The sequence below is a fragment of the Pseudomonas sp. FGI182 genome (genome assembly GCF_000511325.1).
Taxonomy (GTDB): Bacteria; Pseudomonadota; Gammaproteobacteria; order Pseudomonadales; family Pseudomonadaceae; genus Aquipseudomonas; species Aquipseudomonas putida_Z.
Genome location: NZ_CP007012.1, coordinates 1404777 through 1420326, shown reverse-complemented (window position 1 = coordinate 1420326; position 15550 = coordinate 1404777). Strand labels below are relative to the sequence as shown.

Below are 15550 nucleotides of genomic sequence, written 5' to 3'. Positions count from 1 at the left end.
TCAAGCCTCGGCTTTGTAGTTGTAACCGATCGGGTGCGGCAGGTTGCGGGCCTTGGCCAGCTCGATCTGCTTCTGCCGGTCGATGGCGCTACGCCGGGTCTTCTCGCTCAGGGTGTCCCAGCAATGCGGGCAGCTGACCCCTGGCGAATAGTGTTCGGACGCGCGCTCCTCTGCATTGATCGGGTGGCGGCAGGCGTGGCACTGGTCGTACTCGCCTTCGCTCAGGTCATGGCGCACCGTGACGCGGTTGTCGAAGACGAAGCAGTCGCCGTCCCACAGGCTTTCTTCCTGAGGCACTTCCTCGAAGTATTTCAGGATGCCGCCCTTAAGATGATAGACCGCCTCGAAGCCTTCACCGAGCATGTAGCTGGAGGCTTTTTCGCAACGGATACCGCCGGTGCAGAACATGGCAACCTTCTTGTGCTTGCTGGGGTCGAAGTTGGCCTTGATGTAGTCGGGGAACTCGCGGAAGGTTTCGGTCTTCGGGTCGATGGCGCCCTTGAAGGTACCGATGGCCACTTCGTAGTCGTTGCGGGTGTCGATCAGCAGCACTTCCGGGTCGCTGATCAGCGCGTTCCAGTCCTTGGGCTCGACGTAGGTGCCGACCGCCTGGTTCGGGTCCACGCCCGGCACGCCGAGGGTGACGATCTCTTTCTTGAGCTTGACCTTGGTGCGGTAGAACGGTTGTTCGTCGCAGTACGATTCCTTGTGGTCGACATCGACCAGGCGCGGGTCGTTGCGCAGCCAGGCCAGCAGGCCGTCGATGCCTTCGCGGGTGGCCGACACGGTGCCGTTGATGCCCTCGTGGGCCAGCAGCAGGGTGCCCTTGACGTTGTTGTCGAGCATGGTCTTGAGCAGCGGCTCGCGCAGCTCGACGTAGTCTTCCAGGGTGACGAACTTGTACAGCGCCGCGACGACGATGGGTTGGGACATGAAGCAGGATCTCCAGTGGTTGCCCTCGTAAGGGGCGGACCGGGTTTGACAGGTGTAGAAAAAGCTTGGGGGCGCTTTGCGCCCCTTTCGCGATACAAGGCCGCTCCTACAAGGGAATGCACAACCCGATGGCTGTTACGATCCCCTGTAGGAGCGGCCTTGTATCGCGAAAGGGCCGCAAAGCGGCCCCCGGATTTTGCAGGATTCTACCAGAACAACAGCAAGGTTTCAGTGCCCGCCGCCCGCGCACACCGGCGAGGCCGGTGCAACGCCGACCTTGGCCCACTCTTCGGCGGTGTAGGTGTGGATGGCCAGGGCATGGATCTCGCCCATCAGCTCACCCATGGTGGCGTACACCTTCTGGTGGCGCTTGACGCTGTTCAACCCGGCAAACTGCTCGCTGACGATCACTGCCTTGTAGTGGGTCTCCTGACCACGACTGTGCATGTGGCTTTCGTTGAGCACTTGCAGGTGTTGCGGCGCCAGGGCGGCCAGCTGCTGTTCGATACGCTGTTGCATGGTCATCGCGGCGTACTCACTTCTTCGCCGGGGCGGCGGCCTTGCCAGCGTTCGGGTCCAGTTCCTTGGTCATGTCGTCCAGCAGCTTGTTCACCACCGGTACCGCTGGCTCCAGGCTCTGCTGGGTCAGCTGGGCCGACTGCTGGGTGACCTTGGGCATTTCGCGCAGCACTTTCTTGCCCAGCGGCGATTCGTAGAACTTGACCAGGTCCTTGAGCTCCTGCTCGGTGAAGGTCTGGGTGTACAGGTCGACCATCTTCGGCTTCAGCTTGTTCCAGCCGATGGCGTTGTCCAGCGCGGCGTTGGCCTTGGCCTGGTAGCTTTCCAGCACCGCCTGCTTGGTGGTCGGGGCCTTGGTCTGGGCGAAACGCTGGGCGAACATCTGCTGGACCTGCATGTACACCGGGGTGCCCAGCTTGTCGGCGTTGGCCAGGGTCAGGAATTTCTCGGCAGCAGCGTTGTGGCTGGCGGTGGCAGCGAGTACCTGGCCGCTGGCGCAAGCCAGGGCAACGGCGGCACAAAGGACACGGAGACGGGTCATTGCATTTCCTTCAGAAGAGAGGGAGGCGGGTACCTCAGAGTAGAGCATTCTGCGCCGTGGTGGCGATGTGCTCAAGTGGCACGACGAGCGACGGAACCGCTCGGTCGAATCAGGGCCTAAACTGCGATTTCGAACTACACAGGAGTGAGTACAGAATGAGCCGTATCGAGACAGACAGCCTGGGCCCGGTCGAAGTTCCTGAGGACGCCTACTGGGGTGCGCAGACCCAGCGTTCGCTGATCAACTTCGCCATCGGCAAGGAACGCATGCCCATCGCGGTGCTGCACGCCCTGGCGCTGATCAAGAAGGCCGCGGCCCGCGTCAACGACCGTAACGGCGACTTGCCAGCCGACATCGCCCGGCTGATCGAGCAGGCCGCCGACGAAGTGCTGGGCGGCCAGCATGACGACCAGTTCCCGCTGGTGGTCTGGCAGACCGGCAGCGGCACCCAGAGCAACATGAACGTCAACGAAGTGATCGCCGGGCGGGCCAACGAACTGGCCGGCAAGGGCCGTGGCGGCAAGGCGCCCGTGCACCCCAACGACCATGTCAACCGCTCGCAGAGTTCCAACGACTGCTTCCCCACCGCCATGCACATCGCTGCGGCGCACGCGGTGCACGACAAGCTGCTGCCGGCCATCGCAGAGCTGTCCTCGGGGCTGGCCGAGCTGTCGGCACGCCACCACAAGCTGGTGAAGACCGGCCGCACGCACATGATGGACGCCACGCCGATCACCTTCGGCCAGGAAGTGTCGGCCTTCGTCGCCCAGCTCGATTACGCCCAGCGCGCCATCCGCGCCACCCTGCCGGCGGTGTGCGAACTGGCCCAGGGCGGCACTGCCGTGGGTACCGGGCTCAACGCCCCGCATGGTTTTGCCGAAGCCATCGCCGCCGAGCTGGCAGCGCTGTCCGGCCTGCCGTTCGTCACTGCGCCGAACAAGTTCGCTGCCCTCGCCGGCCACGAGCCGCTGACCAGCCTGGCCGGCGCCCTGAAGACCCTGGCCGTGGCCCTGATGAAAATCGCCAACGACCTGCGCCTGCTGGGTTCCGGCCCCCGCGCCGGGCTGGCCGAGGTACGCCTGCCGGCCAACGAGCCGGGCAGCTCGATCATGCCAGGCAAGGTCAACCCGACCCAGTGCGAAGCGCTGTCGATGCTGGCCTGCCAGGTGCTGGGCAACGACGCGGCGATCGGCTTTGCCGCCAGCCAGGGGCATTTGCAGCTGAACGTGTTCAAGCCGGTGATCATCCACAACCTGCTGCAGTCGATCGAATTGCTGGCTGACGGCTGCCGCAACTTCCAGCAGCACTGCGTGGCGGGCATCGAGCCGGATGCCGAGCAGATGGCGGCGCACCTGGAACGGGGGTTGATGCTGGTGACGGCGCTGAACCCGCATATTGGCTATGACAAGGCGGCGGAAATTGCCAAGAAGGCCTATGGCGAAGGCAAGACCTTGCGCGAGGCGGCACTGGAGCTGAAATACCTGACCAATGAGCAGTTCGACCAGTGGGTGAGGCCGGAGAACATGCTGGCTCCGGGGGGCAAGGGCTGACAGCTCAGAGACCGCACTCACCTGTAGGAGCGGCCTTGTGTCGCGATGGGCTGCGCAGCAGCCCCAAAAAATCTATGTCACTGCCGAGATTTCTGGGGCTGCTGCGCAGCCCATCGCGACACAAGGCCGCTCCTACACAGAGCGCGCAACCCTCTTGAACTTGCGGGCGCGCCACCCGGCCACCAGCGAAGGCCCCAGCGCCACCAGCGCCGAACCCAGCACCACCGTCACTGCCCCCACATAGCCCAGGGCATTGATGTCCTCGGCGTGCACATACTCAGGCCACACCAACGCCGCCAGCGCCACCGCGACAAAGGTCACCAGCGGGGTCAGCGCCAGCGTGGCACTCACCCGCGACGCCTCCCAGTGCGCCAGCGCCTCGGCGAACGCGCCATAGGCCACCAGGGTATTCAGGCAACAGGCCAGCAACAGCCAGCCTTGCACCGGGGTCAGCTGCAACGCCTCCAACGGGTGGACCCAGGGCGTCAGCAGCGCGGCGCAGCTGAGGTAGATCACCATCATTACCTGCTGCGAATGCCACACAGTCAGCAGCTGCTTCTGGCTAAGCGCATAGAACACCCAGATGCTGGTGGCCAGCAGGATGGTCAGCACGCCGGTGGTATAGGTGCCGAGCGAGGTCAGCAACTCTTCCAGGCGCTGGTTGAAAAACAGCCCGAACCCCGCCAGCAGGATCAGCAGGCCCACGCCCTGCCCCAGGCTGAAACGCTCGCGGAACACGAACACGCTGGCCACCAGCAACAGCACCGGGCCGATCTGCACGACCAGTTGCGCGGTGCCCGGGCTGAGCAGGTTGAGGCCGATCAGGTACAGCACGTAGTTGCCCATCAGGCCAAGCACGGCCACTACCACAAGGCCTTTGCCCTTGGGCGCCAGTTTGCGCAAGGAGGGCAACCTGCGCTTGGCGGCCAGCCAGGCAAACAGCAGGCCACCGGAAACCAGCAGGCGGTACCAGGTGACGGTGACCGGGTCGACCACTTGCAGCACCTGCTTGAGCTTGATCGGCAGGATGCCCCAGAGCAATGCAGTCAGAAGTGCCAGGAACAGGCCATAGCCCCAGCGGCCGGTAATGGTGTGCATAAAATCCTCGATCAAGCCCGTGGTGGGGGTAGTTGAATTCTACGGGCTTGGAGGGCGGGGACGGTGGCAAGTGCCGGGAAAAGAATTCATCAGGTCATTCTTCTGCGGCATGGCTTGGCAGGTGTGCTGCCTGTTCTGGCCCTTTCGCGGGCTCGCCCGCTCCCACAGGAATACCACAGGGCTGAATTTTGTGGGGTCCCTGTGGGAGCGGGCGTGCCCGCGAAGAGGCCAGAACAGGCAACCAACAAGCTTGGCTATTTCTTGTCCCTGGCAAACGCCGCCTCAAGCGCCTGGTTGATGGTGCGCAACACCTTCACCCGCGCCCAGCGCTTGTCGTTGGCCTCCACCAGCGTCCAGGGTGCAATCTCGGTGCTGGTGCGGTCGACCATGTCTCCCACCGCCTGAACATAGTCGTCCCACTTGTCGCGATTGCGCCAGTCGTCCTCGGTGATCTTGTAGCGCTTGAACGGGATCTGCTCGCGCTCTTCGAAGCGCTCCAGCTGGGTCTGCTGGTCGATCGCCAGCCAGAACTTGACCACCACCGTGCCGGCATTCACCAGCTGTTCCTCGAAATCGTTGATCTCGCTGTAGGCACGCATCCAGTCGGCCGGGCTGCAGAAGCCTTCCACCCGCTCCACCAGCACCCGGCCATACCAGGAACGGTCGAAGATGGTGAACTTGCCACGCGCCGGAATGTGCCGCCAGAACCGCCACAGGTATGGCTGCGCGCGTTCTTCTTCAGTGGGCGCGGCAATCGGCACGATGCGGTACTGGCGCGGGTCCAGCGCGGCGGCCACGCGGCGGATGGCACCGCCCTTGCCGGCAGCGTCGTTGCCTTCGAACACCGCCACCAAGGCATGCCGGCGCATGTGCTTGTGCCGCAGCAGGCCGGCCAGGCGGGCCTGCTCGGTGACCAGTTGCTCCTGGTAGTCGGACTTGTCCAGGCGCAGGGTCATATCCAGCGCGCCAAGCAGGCTGCGCTGGTCGATGCTGCGGCCCAGCGGGGCGACGTTGCCCCGGTGCTTGCCTTTGGGGTTGTTGTCCAGTGCCGCCTGCAGGCTTTCCAGCAGGATGCGACCTACCGCCAGGCTGCGGTAGTTCGGGTCGACGCCCTCGATGACATGCCACGGTGCGTAGTCGCGGCTGGTGCGGCGCAGCACGCGCTCACCAAAGCGCACGAAACGGTCGTAGGTCTCCGACTGCTGCCAGTCCAGCGGGCTGATCTTCCAGCTGTGCAGCGGGTCGTCCTTGAGCGATTTCAGCCGCGCCTTCATCTGCTTCTTGGACAGGTGGAACCAGAACTTGATGATCAACGCGCCTTCGTCGCACAGCATCTCCTCCAGCCGCTCGGCACCGGTGATGGCCTGGTCGAGCACGGCGTCCTTGAACACCCCGTGCACCCGCCCCTGCAGCATCTGGCTGTACCAGTTGCCGAAGAACACGCCCATCCGCCCCTTCGGTGGCAGGGCCCGCCAGTAGCGCCAAGCCGGCGGGCGGGCCAGCTCTTCGTCGGTCTGCTGGTCGAAGGTGAGCACATCGATCATGCGCGGGTCCATCCACTCATTGAGCAGTTTGACCGTCTCGCCCTTGCCGGCGCCTTCGATACCGTTGATAAGCACGATTACCGGGAAACGCGCCTGCTGCTTGAGTTCGTACTGGGCTTCGAGCAGGGCCTCGCGCAAAGCGGGTACCTCGGCGTCGTAAGCCTCCTTGTCGATGCTGTGGCCGATTTCGGCGGATTCGAACATGCACTGGCTCCTTCAATGGATAAGCAAGACTAGCGGATTTGAAGGCTTGTGCAGTACCTGTGGGAGTGGGCGTGCCCGCGAAGAGGCCGGCACAGCCTGCGCAAACCTCCCGGATGGCATAAAATCCGCCCATCCGCTGCAACCGAGCCAACCATGTCCACCCTCCTCCAGCACGCCCAGATCGACTGGGACGACCAGGGCCGCCCCCATTCGCGGCAATACGACGACGTCTATTTCGCAGTCAACGAAGGCATCGAAGAAACCAAGCACGTGTTTCTTGGGCAAACCCGCCTGGCCGAGCGCTTTGCCGACCTCGCCCCGCACGCCTGCCTGGTGATCGGCGAAACCGGGTTCGGCACCGGCATGAACTTCTACTGCGCCTGGCAACTGTTCGAGCAACACGCCCACACCGAGGCTCGCCTGCATTTCGTCAGCGTCGAAAAGTACCCCCTCGATCGCGACGACATGGCCCGCGCCATATGCCTGTGGCCTGAACTTGCCGCCTATGCCGAGCCCCTGCTGGAGCAGTACGTGGCAGTGCACCCTGGCTTCCAACAGTTCACCTTCGACAACGGCCGGGTCACCCTCACCCTGTTGATAGGCGACGTACTGGAACAGCTGCCGCAACTCGATGCGCAGATCGACGTGTGGTTCCTCGACGGCTTCGCCCCGGCCAAGAACCCCGACATGTGGACCCCGGAGCTGTTCGCGCAGCTGGCACGGCTGTCACACCCGGGCACGGTGCTAGGCACCTTCACCACCACCGGTTGGGTACGCCGCAGCCTGGTCGACGCCGGCTTCGCCATGAAGAAGGTGCCGGGCATCGGCAAGAAATGGGAAGTGATGAGCGGCGCCTATGTCGGCCCCGTGCCCAGCCCCGGCGCGCCATGGTACGCGCGCCCGGCTGCCATAGCGGGGCCGCGTGAAGCGCTGGTGATAGGCGCCGGGCTCGCCGGTAGCACAACCGCCGCCAGCCTGGCCCGGCGTGGCTGGCAGGTTACCGTGCTGGAACGCCACGACACCCCGGCACAGGAAGCTTCGGGTAACCCGCAAGGGGTGCTGTACCTCAAGCTGTCCGCCCATGGCACGGCGCTGTCGCAGATGATCCTGGCCGGTTTCGGTTACACCCGGCGCCAGCTGCAGCGCCTGCAACGTGGCCGCGACTGGGATGCCTGCGGCGTGCTGCAACTGGCCTTCGACAGCAAGGAAGCCGAACGCCAGGGGAAACTGGCTGGCGCCTTCGAAGCTGGCCTGTTGCACTCGCTGGAACGTGCAGAGGCCGAAGCCATCGCCGGGGTGGCCTTGCCGGCTGGTGGGTTGTTCTATCCCGAAGGTGGCTGGGTACACCCGCCGGCGCTGTGCCAGCAGCAGTTGCAGCACCCGGATATTCGCCTGCTGACGCACCAGGAGGTGCTCGAACTGCGCAAGGTCGACGGGCAGTGGCAAGCCTGGGCTGGCGAACGTTTGCTGGCCTGCGCGCCGGTGGTGGTCCTGGCCGGTGCCGCCGACGTACTGCGCTTCGAGCCATGCGCGCAGCTGCCGCTCAAGCGCATCCGCGGGCAGATCACCCGCCTGCCGGCCACCGCCAGCAGCCGCGCGCTGCGCACCGTGGTGTGTGCGGAAGGCTATGTGGCGCCGCCGCGCGGGGATGAACACACCTTGGGCGCGAGCTTCGACTTCCACAGCACAGACCTGGCACCGACGGTGGCCGAGCACCAGGGCAACCTGACGTTGCTCGACGAGATTTCGGTCGACCTGGCCCAGCGCCTGGGTACGGCCGAGCTGGACCCTGGGCAATTGCAGGGGCGTGCGGCGTTCCGTTGCACCAGCCCGGATTACCTGCCGATCGTCGGGCCGGTGGCGGATGCGCAGGCGTTCACCCAGGCCTATGCAGTGCTGAGCCGGGATGCACGGCAGGTGCCGGATGTGGCCTGCCCCTGGCTGGATGGGTTGTATGTGAACAGCGGGCATGGCTCGCGCGGGTTGATCACGGCGCCGTTGAGCGGCGAACTGGTGGCGGCGTGGGTGTGCGGGGAACCGCTGCCGTTGCCACGGGCGGTAGCGGAGGCGTGCCACCCGAACCGGTTTGCCTTGCGCAGGTTGATTCGCGGGAAGTGATCGGGCCGGGGGCATGGCGTTGGATTTGTTGTGGCTTTGAGACCGAGCGCCGCCCGCGCGGCGCTTCGCGGGACAAGCCCGCTCCCACATTTGTTGCAACGTGCCGAACCTGTCAGGCCATGGTTGTCAGCCTTGTTGCCTTGACGCGATTTCCCGGCTGGCGCTACCGCCGTCTCGCCAGTCTCAAACTCTCCACCAATGCGGGCAACGCCTCTCCCACAGGCATGGCCACGTTGCAACAAATGTGGGAGCGGGCTTGTCCCGCGAAGCGCCGCGCGGGCGGCGCTCGGTCTCAAAGCCACAACAAATCCAAAGCCCCCCCTTCACTCCAACCTCATATAACAGATCGATCTAAAACTCTCACAAACCACATGGGTCAGTTCCTTAAGGTGCCCTAATCCGGGGCACCCCCTCCCCAACGGAAAAACCGGTAAGGACCTATGTGCGGATTAGCAGGAGAGTTGCGTTTCACCCCCATCGACCAAGCCCCTCGCCCAGCCGACCTGGCTGCGGTAGAGCGCATAACCCACCACCTGGCGCCCCGCGGCCCGGATGCCTGGGGCTTCCATAGCCAAGGCCCGATCGCCCTCGGCCACCGGCGCCTGAAAATCATGGACCTGTCCGACGGCTCTGCCCAGCCGATGGTCGACAACACCCTGGGCCTGTCGCTGGCTTTCAACGGCGCCATCTACAACTTCCCCGAACTGCGCCAGGAGCTGCAAGCCCTGGGCTACAGCTTCTGGTCCGACGGCGACACCGAGGTGCTGCTCAAGGGCTACCACGCCTGGGGCGCGGCCCTGCTGCCCAAGCTCAATGGCATGTTCGCCCTGGCCATCTGGGAGCGTGACAACCAGCGCCTGTTCCTCGCCCGCGACCGCCTGGGCGTCAAACCCTTGTACCTGTCGCGCAACGGCGAGCGCCTGCGCTTCGCCTCGACCCTGCCGGCGCTGCTCAAGGGTGGTGACATCGACCCGATGCTCGACCCGGTGGCACTCAACCACTACCTGAATTTCCACGCCGTGGTGCCGGCGCCACGTACCCTGCTGGCCAACGTGCAAAAGCTGGAACCCGGTACCTGGATGCGCATCGACCGCCATGGCGAAGTGGAACGCCAGACCTGGTGGCAGCTGCACTACGGCGCCAACCCCGATGAACGTGAGCTGGACCTGGAAGGCTGGACCACCCGAGTGCTCGACGCCACCCGCGACGCCGTGGCCATTCGCCAACGGGCAGCGGTGGACGTGGGTGTGCTGCTGTCCGGTGGGGTCGATTCCAGCCTGCTGGTCGGCCTGCTGCGCGAAGTGGGCGTGGACGACCTGTCGACCTTCTCCATCGGTTTCGAGGATGCCGGCGGCGAACGCGGCGACGAGTTCCAGTATTCCGACCTGATCGCCAAGCACTACGGCACCCGTCACCACCAGCTGCGCATCGCCGAGCACGAGATCATCGAGCAGTTGCCAGCCGCCTTCCGCGCCATGAGCGAGCCGATGGTCAGCCACGACTGCATCGCCTTTTACCTGCTGTCGCGGGAAGTGGCCCGGCACTGCAAGGGCGTGCAAAGCGGCCAGGGCGCCGACGAGCTGTTCGCCGGCTACCACTGGTACCCGCAGGTGGACGGCGCAGAGGATGCCTTTGCCGCCTACCGCGAAGCCTTCTTCGATCGCAGCCACGCCGAGTACCGCGACACCGTGCAGGCACCCTGGCTTCTGGAAACCGACGCGGCCGGCGACTTCGTCCGTGAACACTTCGCCCGCCCCGGTGCCCCCGATGCGGTAGACAAGGCGCTGCGCCTGGACAGCACGGTGATGCTGGTCGACGACCCGGTCAAACGGGTCGACAACATGACCATGGCCTGGGGCCTGGAGGCGCGCACGCCGTTCCTCGACTACCGCCTGGTGGAGCTGTCGGCGCGCATTCCGGCGCGTTTCAAGCTGCCCGACGGCGGCAAGCAGGTGCTCAAGCAGGCGGCGCGGCGGGTGATCCCGCACGAGGTGATCGACCGTAAGAAGGGCTACTTCCCGGTGCCGGGCCTGAAGCATCTGGAAGGCGCCACCCTCGGCTGGGTACGTGAACTGCTGACCGACCCCAGCCAGGACCGCGGGCTGTTCAACCCGGCCATGCTCGACCGCCTGCTGAGCAACCCGCACGGCCAGCTGACGCCGCTACGTGGCTCCAAGCTGTGGCAGCTGGCGGCGCTGAACCTGTGGCTGAGCGAACAAGGAATCTGACCGATGAAAGCCCATGAAATCGCTTACGGTCAGCGCCTGCTGCGCGGCCAGGCGCCGTCCTACGAGCGCCTGCAGGCGCGCCTGGCCGGCGACGGCAGCCAGCCCCACGACCAGCCGCGCGCCGTGCATTGCGGCTGGGGCCGGCTACTGATCGGCCACACCTACCCCAACCCGGCCGACCTGGCCGCCGACCTGCTGGAAGAACGCCCCGGCGAGCGCGACATCGCCCTGTACGTGGCCGCGCCGCAGCAGCTGCTGGCCCAGGCCCCGCAGCAACTGTTCCTCGACCCGTCCGACACCCTGCGCCTGTGGTTCACCGACTACCGCCCGGCGCAGCGAGTGTTCCGCGGCTTCCGCGTGCGCCGGGCGCAGAACCCGGGCGACTGGCAGGCGATCAACACCCTGTACCAGGCGCGCGGCATGCTGCCGGTCGACGCCGAGCTGCTCACCCCTCTGCACCTGGGCGGCCCGGTGTACTGGCTGGCCGAGGACGAAGACAGCGGCGCGGTGATCGGCAGCGTCATGGGCCTGAACCACGCCAAGGCGTTCGACGACCCCGAGCACGGCAGCAGCCTGTGGTGCCTGGCGGTAGACCCGCACTGCACCCGCCCCGGCGTGGGTGAAGTGCTGGTGCGCCACCTGATCGAGCACTTCATGAGCCGTGGGCTGGCCTACCTGGACCTGTCGGTGCTGCACGACAACCGCCAGGCCAAGCGCCTGTATCAGAAACTGGGTTTTCGCAACCTGCCGACCTTCGCGGTCAAGCGCAAGAACGGCATCAACGAACAACTGTTTCTGGGGCCGGGGCCTCAAGCCGACCTCAACCCGTACGCACGCATCATCGTCGACGAGGCGCTGCGCCGGGGCATCGAGGTACAAGTGGACGATGCGGCTGGCGGCCTGTTCACCCTCAGCCTGGGCGGGCGCCGCATTCGATGCCGTGAGTCGCTTAGCGACCTGACCAGCGCCGTGACCATGACCCTGTGCCAGGACAAGCGCCTGACCCAGCATGCCCTGCACAATGCCGGGCTGCAGGTGCCGGCGCAGCAACTGGCCGGCAATGCCGACGACAACCTGGCGTTTCTCGACGAGCATGGCGCGGTAGTGGTCAAGCCGGTCGATGGCGAGCAAGGCCAGGGCGTGGCGGTGAACCTCACCTGCATCGACGACATCACCCACGCCGTGGCGCAGGCTCGCCAGTTCGACAGCCGCGTGTTGCTGGAAAGCTTCCATGCCGGGCATGACCTGCGCATCGTGGTGATCGGCTATGAAGTGGTGGCGGCAGCCATCCGTCATCCGGCGCAGGTGCTGGGCGATGGCAAACACAGCATCCGCCAGCTGATCGATGCCCAGAGCCGTCGGCGCCAGGCCGCAACCGGTGGCGAAAGCCGCATTCCGCTGGACGACGAAACCGAGCGCACCCTGCGCGCGGCGGGCTTTGGCTACGACGATGTGTTGCCCGCCGGCCAGCGCCTGGCCGTGCGACGCACCGCCAACCTGCACACCGGCGGCACCCTGGAAGACGTGACCGAACGCCTGCACCCGGTGCTGGCCGACGCCGCCGTGCGCGCTGCACGGGCGCTGGAGATCCCGGTGGTGGGGCTGGACTTCATGGTGCGTGATGCCGGGCAACCGGAGTACGTGATCATCGAGGCCAACGAGCGTGCCGGGTTGGCCAACCATGAACCGCAACCGACCGCCGAGCGCTTCATCGACCTGCTGTTTCCGCATAGCCGGCCTTTGGCGTAAAGGCTGATGGCCTCTTCGCGGGCTCGCCCGCTCCCACAGGTCCAGCACAGCCCTCGAGACTTGTGGGGTTCCTGTGGGAGCGGGCGTGCCCGCGAAGAGGCCGGCACAGGAGTAAAGGAGTCCCCAACCATGTCCGACCGACATCCCGAACCCGATCTCGACTACCTCAAGCGCGTGCTGCTGGAGATGCTCGCCATCCCCAGCCCCACCGGTTTCACCGACACCATCGTGCGCTACGTGGCCGAACGCCTGGACGAACTGGGCATCCCCTTCGAGCTAACCCGCCGCGGCACCATCCGCGCCACCCTCAAGGGCCGCCAGACCTCACCTGACCGCGCCGTGTCCGCTCACCTGGACACCATCGGCGCCAGCGTGCGCCAGTTGCAGGACAACGGTCGCCTGGCCCTGGCGCCGGTCGGTTGCTGGTCCAGCCGCTTCGCCGAAGGCAGCCGGGTCAGCGTGTTCACCGATACCGGCGTATACCGGGGCAGCGTGCTGCCGCTGATGGCCAGCGGGCATGCCTTCAACACCGCCATCGACCAGATGCCGATCAGCTGGGAGCACGTTGAGGTACGCCTGGACGCCTACTGCGCCACCCGCGCCGACTGCGAGGCGCTGGGTGTAAGCATCGGTGATTTCGTTGCCTTCGACCCGCTGCCCGAATTCACCGAAAGCGGCCACATCAGCGCCCGCCACCTGGACGACAAGGCCGGCGTGGCAGCACTACTGGCGGCGCTGAAAGCCGTGGTGGAAAGCGGCCGCCAACCGTTGATCGACTGCCACCCGCTGTTCACCATCACCGAAGAGACCGGCTCGGGAGCGGCTGGCGCCCTGCCCTGGGATGTCAGCGAGTTCGTCGGCATCGACATTGCCCCGGTGGCGCCCGGGCAGGCCTCCAGCGAGCATGCGGTGAGCGTGGCCATGCAGGACTCGTCGGGGCCTTACGACTACCACCTGTCCCGGCACCTGCTGAAGCTGGCCGGCGACCACGACCTGCCGGTACGGCGCGATCTGTTCCGCTACTACTTCAGCGATGCCCATTCGGCAGTGACGGCGGGGCACGATATTCGTACCGCGCTGGTGGCCTTTGGTTGCGATGCCACCCATGGCTACGAGCGAACACACATCGACAGCCTGGCGGCGTTGAGCCGCTTGTTGTCGGCGTACCTGCTGAGCCCGCCGGTGTTTGCCAGTGATTCGCAGCCGGCCAATGCGTCGTTGGAGCGCTTCAGCCATCAGCTTGAACATGATGCGCAGATGGAGAGCGATACGCGGGTGCCGGCGGTGGATAGCCTGGTTGGCAACAAGGGCTGAGGGCCCTGGGGGCTGCTTTGCAGCCCATCGCGACACAAGGCCGCTCCTACAGACGATACGCGTGCCCTGTAGGAGCGGCCTTGTGTCGCGATGGGCCGCAACGCGGCCCCAAAATCCCGAATGTTTCGCGTAGCATGCCACCACCAACACCCTAGGCAACGCCCGACATGCTGATCCCCTACGACCAACTGCAAGCCGAAACCCTGACCCGCCTGATCGAGGACTTCGTCACCCGTGACGGTACCGACAACGGCGACGACACCCCGCTGGAAACCCGCGTGCTGCGGGTGCGCCAGGCATTGGCCAAGGGCCAGGCGTTCATCCTGTTCGACCTGGAAAGCCAGCAGTGCCAGTTGCTGGCCAAGCATGATGTGCCCCGCGAGCTGCTCGACTAGCAGGCCTGGCCTCTTCGCGGGCACGCCCGCTCCCACAGGAATTTCACAAGTCTTGAGAGCGGTGCAGTACCTGTGGGAGCGGGCGTGCCCGCGAAGAGGCCGGCACAGGCAACATCAAACCCTGCGGGCTTTGGCCTGCTGCCCTTCCTTGATGCGCTTGTACACCTCGGCCCGATGCACCGGTACCTGCCGTGGCGCATCAACGCCAAAGCGCACCACCCCGTCCCGCGTTTCCACGACCATGATCCGAATGTCATCACCAATCACGATGATCTCTCCCACTTCGCGCCCTATTACCAGCATGCTCCGATCCTCCAGCGAAAGGGAAAACCGGAGCCTGCCTTGACGGCATAGGGCTACTCAATAGTTCTGCCGTGTTTCAGAAGCGCCCTACATTTCTAGGTAATTTTCCTTACAGACGAATCATCGCGACTGAGCCTTGGCCCGCATTTTCATCGCCATTTCGGCCATCTCGTCGTACAGCCGCTCAGGGGCCTGGCGCTTCAGTTGCCAGGCCTGGCGCCCGGCCTCATGGGGCAGGATCAGGAACTCGCCAGCGGCAACCTGCCGGTGGATGTACTCGGCGATGTCCGCCGCATTGATCGGCGAGCCTTCCAGCAGCTTGCCAACCTGGGCTTTCATCGCCGGGTTCGGCCCGCGGAACGAGTCCAGCAGGTTGGTCTGGAAGAACGACGGGCACACCACATGCACCGCCACCTCCAGTTGGCGTAGCTCGACCAGCAGGCTTTCCGACAGGGCCAGCACGCCGGCCTTGGCCACGTTGTAGTTGCTCATGCCCGGGCCCTGCATCAGCGCGGCCATCGAGGCGATGTTGATGATCCGGCCCTTGCTGCGCTCCAGCAGCGGCAGGAAGGCCTTGCAGCCCTTGACCACGCCCATCAGGTTGACCGCGATCTGCCAGTCCCAGTCCTCCAGCGACAGTTCGGCGAAGAACCCGCCCGAAGCGACGCCGGCGTTGTTGACGATCACGTCGATACCACCGAACTGTTCGGTGCAAGCCTGGGCCAGGGCGGTGAGCTGGCTGTAGTCGCGCACATCGCAACGCTGGACAAAGCCTTCGCCGCCAGCTGCGCGGGCCAGCTCCAGGGTTTCGCGCAGGCCGGCTTCGTTGACATCGGCCAGCGCCAGGCGCCAGCCCTCACGCGCCCAGCGCAGAGCGATTTCGCGACCGAGGCCGGATCCGGCGCCGGTGATCATGATGCGGTTTTGCATGGTGGCTGGCCTTGTTCTGCTGACTGGTGAAAGGAGTCTAAACAAGGGGCCGGGTAGCAGCAGGGTTTATCAGGGTAGTGAATAGAGGGGCATGGCTGTGTGGATAGCCTGTACTGGCCCCTTC

The 15550-nt window shown here is 65.3% G+C and carries 13 protein-coding genes; 6 read left to right on the top strand and 7 right to left on the bottom strand.

The window, feature by feature from the left end; all coding sequences use genetic code 11:
* From C163_RS06430 to C163_RS06420, 3 genes are all read right to left on the bottom strand, one after another.
* On the bottom strand, positions 1-933 hold the full coding sequence (locus tag C163_RS06430) for a rhodanese-related sulfurtransferase (RefSeq protein WP_025338092.1): 933 nt from the start codon (positions 931-933) through the stop codon (positions 1-3).
* A 228-nt stretch (positions 934-1161) separates the two neighbouring features.
* Positions 1162-1458 carry a BolA family transcriptional regulator gene (locus C163_RS06425; RefSeq protein WP_003252644.1) on the bottom strand — a complete coding sequence of 99 codons (297 nt, stop codon included), beginning with the start codon at positions 1456-1458 and terminating at the stop codon, positions 1162-1164.
* A 10-nt stretch (positions 1459-1468) separates the two neighbouring features.
* Positions 1469-1993, bottom strand: coding sequence for a DUF2059 domain-containing protein (locus C163_RS06420; protein ID WP_025338091.1), 525 nt, complete (start codon positions 1991-1993; stop codon positions 1469-1471).
* Between the two features lie 155 nt (positions 1994-2148).
* Here C163_RS06420 and C163_RS06415 point away from each other — a divergent pair, with 155 nt between their 5' ends.
* Entirely contained in the window at positions 2149-3543 is a 1395-nt protein-coding gene (locus tag C163_RS06415; protein WP_025338090.1) for a class II fumarate hydratase, read from the top strand.
* A 132-nt stretch (positions 3544-3675) separates the two neighbouring features.
* Here C163_RS06415 and C163_RS06410 read toward each other — a convergent pair whose 3' ends face one another.
* Positions 3676-4641 (bottom strand): DMT family transporter, encoded by a 966-nt coding sequence (locus tag C163_RS06410; protein WP_025338089.1) that lies wholly within the window; start codon positions 4639-4641, stop codon positions 3676-3678.
* 254 nt (positions 4642-4895) lie between these two features.
* Positions 4896-6389: a polyphosphate:AMP phosphotransferase gene (gene pap / locus C163_RS06405; protein ID WP_025338088.1), complete on the bottom strand. Its 1494-nt coding sequence runs from the start codon at positions 6387-6389 to the stop codon at positions 4896-4898.
* Positions 6390-6542: 153 nt separating this feature from the next.
* Here pap and mnmC point away from each other — a divergent pair, with 153 nt between their 5' ends.
* From mnmC to C163_RS06380, 5 genes are all read left to right on the top strand, one after another.
* Positions 6543-8507 (top strand): bifunctional tRNA (5-methylaminomethyl-2-thiouridine)(34)-methyltransferase MnmD/FAD-dependent 5-carboxymethylaminomethyl-2-thiouridine(34) oxidoreductase MnmC, encoded by a 1965-nt coding sequence (gene mnmC / locus C163_RS06400; protein ID WP_025338087.1) that lies wholly within the window; start codon positions 6543-6545, stop codon positions 8505-8507.
* Positions 8508-8947: 440 nt separating this feature from the next.
* Complete coding sequence (locus C163_RS06395; RefSeq protein ID WP_025338086.1) at positions 8948-10735, top strand: N-acetylglutaminylglutamine amidotransferase; 1788 nt, start codon at positions 8948-8950, stop codon at positions 10733-10735.
* Between the two features lie 3 nt (positions 10736-10738).
* Complete coding sequence (gene ngg / locus C163_RS06390; protein ID WP_025338085.1) at positions 10739-12484, top strand: N-acetylglutaminylglutamine synthetase; 1746 nt, start codon at positions 10739-10741, stop codon at positions 12482-12484.
* Positions 12485-12613: 129 nt separating this feature from the next.
* Positions 12614-13798, top strand: a complete 1185-nt coding sequence (locus C163_RS06385) for an osmoprotectant NAGGN system M42 family peptidase (RefSeq protein ID WP_025338084.1) — start codon at positions 12614-12616, stop codon at positions 13796-13798.
* 167 nt (positions 13799-13965) lie between these two features.
* Complete coding sequence (locus tag C163_RS06380; RefSeq protein ID WP_003252629.1) at positions 13966-14193, top strand: YheU family protein; 228 nt, start codon at positions 13966-13968, stop codon at positions 14191-14193.
* 114 nt (positions 14194-14307) lie between these two features.
* Here C163_RS06380 and csrA read toward each other — a convergent pair whose 3' ends face one another.
* Both csrA and C163_RS06370 read right to left on the bottom strand, forming a co-directional pair.
* On the bottom strand, positions 14308-14496 hold the full coding sequence (csrA, locus tag C163_RS06375) for a carbon storage regulator CsrA (RefSeq protein WP_025338083.1): 189 nt from the start codon (positions 14494-14496) through the stop codon (positions 14308-14310).
* 120 nt (positions 14497-14616) lie between these two features.
* Positions 14617-15426 (bottom strand): SDR family oxidoreductase, encoded by an 810-nt coding sequence (locus C163_RS06370; protein WP_025338082.1) that lies wholly within the window; start codon positions 15424-15426, stop codon positions 14617-14619.
* Positions 15427-15550 lie beyond the last annotated feature (124 nt).

Bases quoted from the DNA above. Each gene is read 5' to 3' on its own strand.
- mnmC (WP_025338087.1), top strand. From the start codon at position 6,543: ATGTCCACCCTCCTCCAGCACGCCCAGATCGACTGGGACGACCAGGGC.
- C163_RS06410 (WP_025338089.1), bottom strand. From the start codon at position 4,641: ATGCACACCATTACCGGCCGCTGGGGCTATGGCCTGTTCCTGGCACTT.
- C163_RS06415 (WP_025338090.1), top strand. From the start codon at position 2,149: ATGAGCCGTATCGAGACAGACAGCCTGGGCCCGGTCGAAGTTCCTGAG.
- C163_RS06370 (WP_025338082.1), bottom strand. From the start codon at position 15,426: ATGCAAAACCGCATCATGATCACCGGCGCCGGATCCGGCCTCGGTCGC.
- C163_RS06420 (WP_025338091.1), bottom strand. From the start codon at position 1,993: ATGACCCGTCTCCGTGTCCTTTGTGCCGCCGTTGCCCTGGCTTGCGCC.
- C163_RS06430 (WP_025338092.1), bottom strand. From the start codon at position 933: ATGTCCCAACCCATCGTCGTCGCGGCGCTGTACAAGTTCGTCACCCTG.
- ngg (WP_025338085.1), top strand. From the start codon at position 10,739: ATGAAAGCCCATGAAATCGCTTACGGTCAGCGCCTGCTGCGCGGCCAG.
- pap (WP_025338088.1), bottom strand. From the start codon at position 6,389: ATGTTCGAATCCGCCGAAATCGGCCACAGCATCGACAAGGAGGCTTAC.
- C163_RS06425 (WP_003252644.1), bottom strand. From the start codon at position 1,458: ATGACCATGCAACAGCGTATCGAACAGCAGCTGGCCGCCCTGGCGCCG.
- C163_RS06380 (WP_003252629.1), top strand. From the start codon at position 13,966: ATGCTGATCCCCTACGACCAACTGCAAGCCGAAACCCTGACCCGCCTG.
- csrA (WP_025338083.1), bottom strand. From the start codon at position 14,496: ATGCTGGTAATAGGGCGCGAAGTGGGAGAGATCATCGTGATTGGTGAT.
- C163_RS06395 (WP_025338086.1), top strand. From the start codon at position 8,948: ATGTGCGGATTAGCAGGAGAGTTGCGTTTCACCCCCATCGACCAAGCC.
- C163_RS06385 (WP_025338084.1), top strand. From the start codon at position 12,614: ATGTCCGACCGACATCCCGAACCCGATCTCGACTACCTCAAGCGCGTG.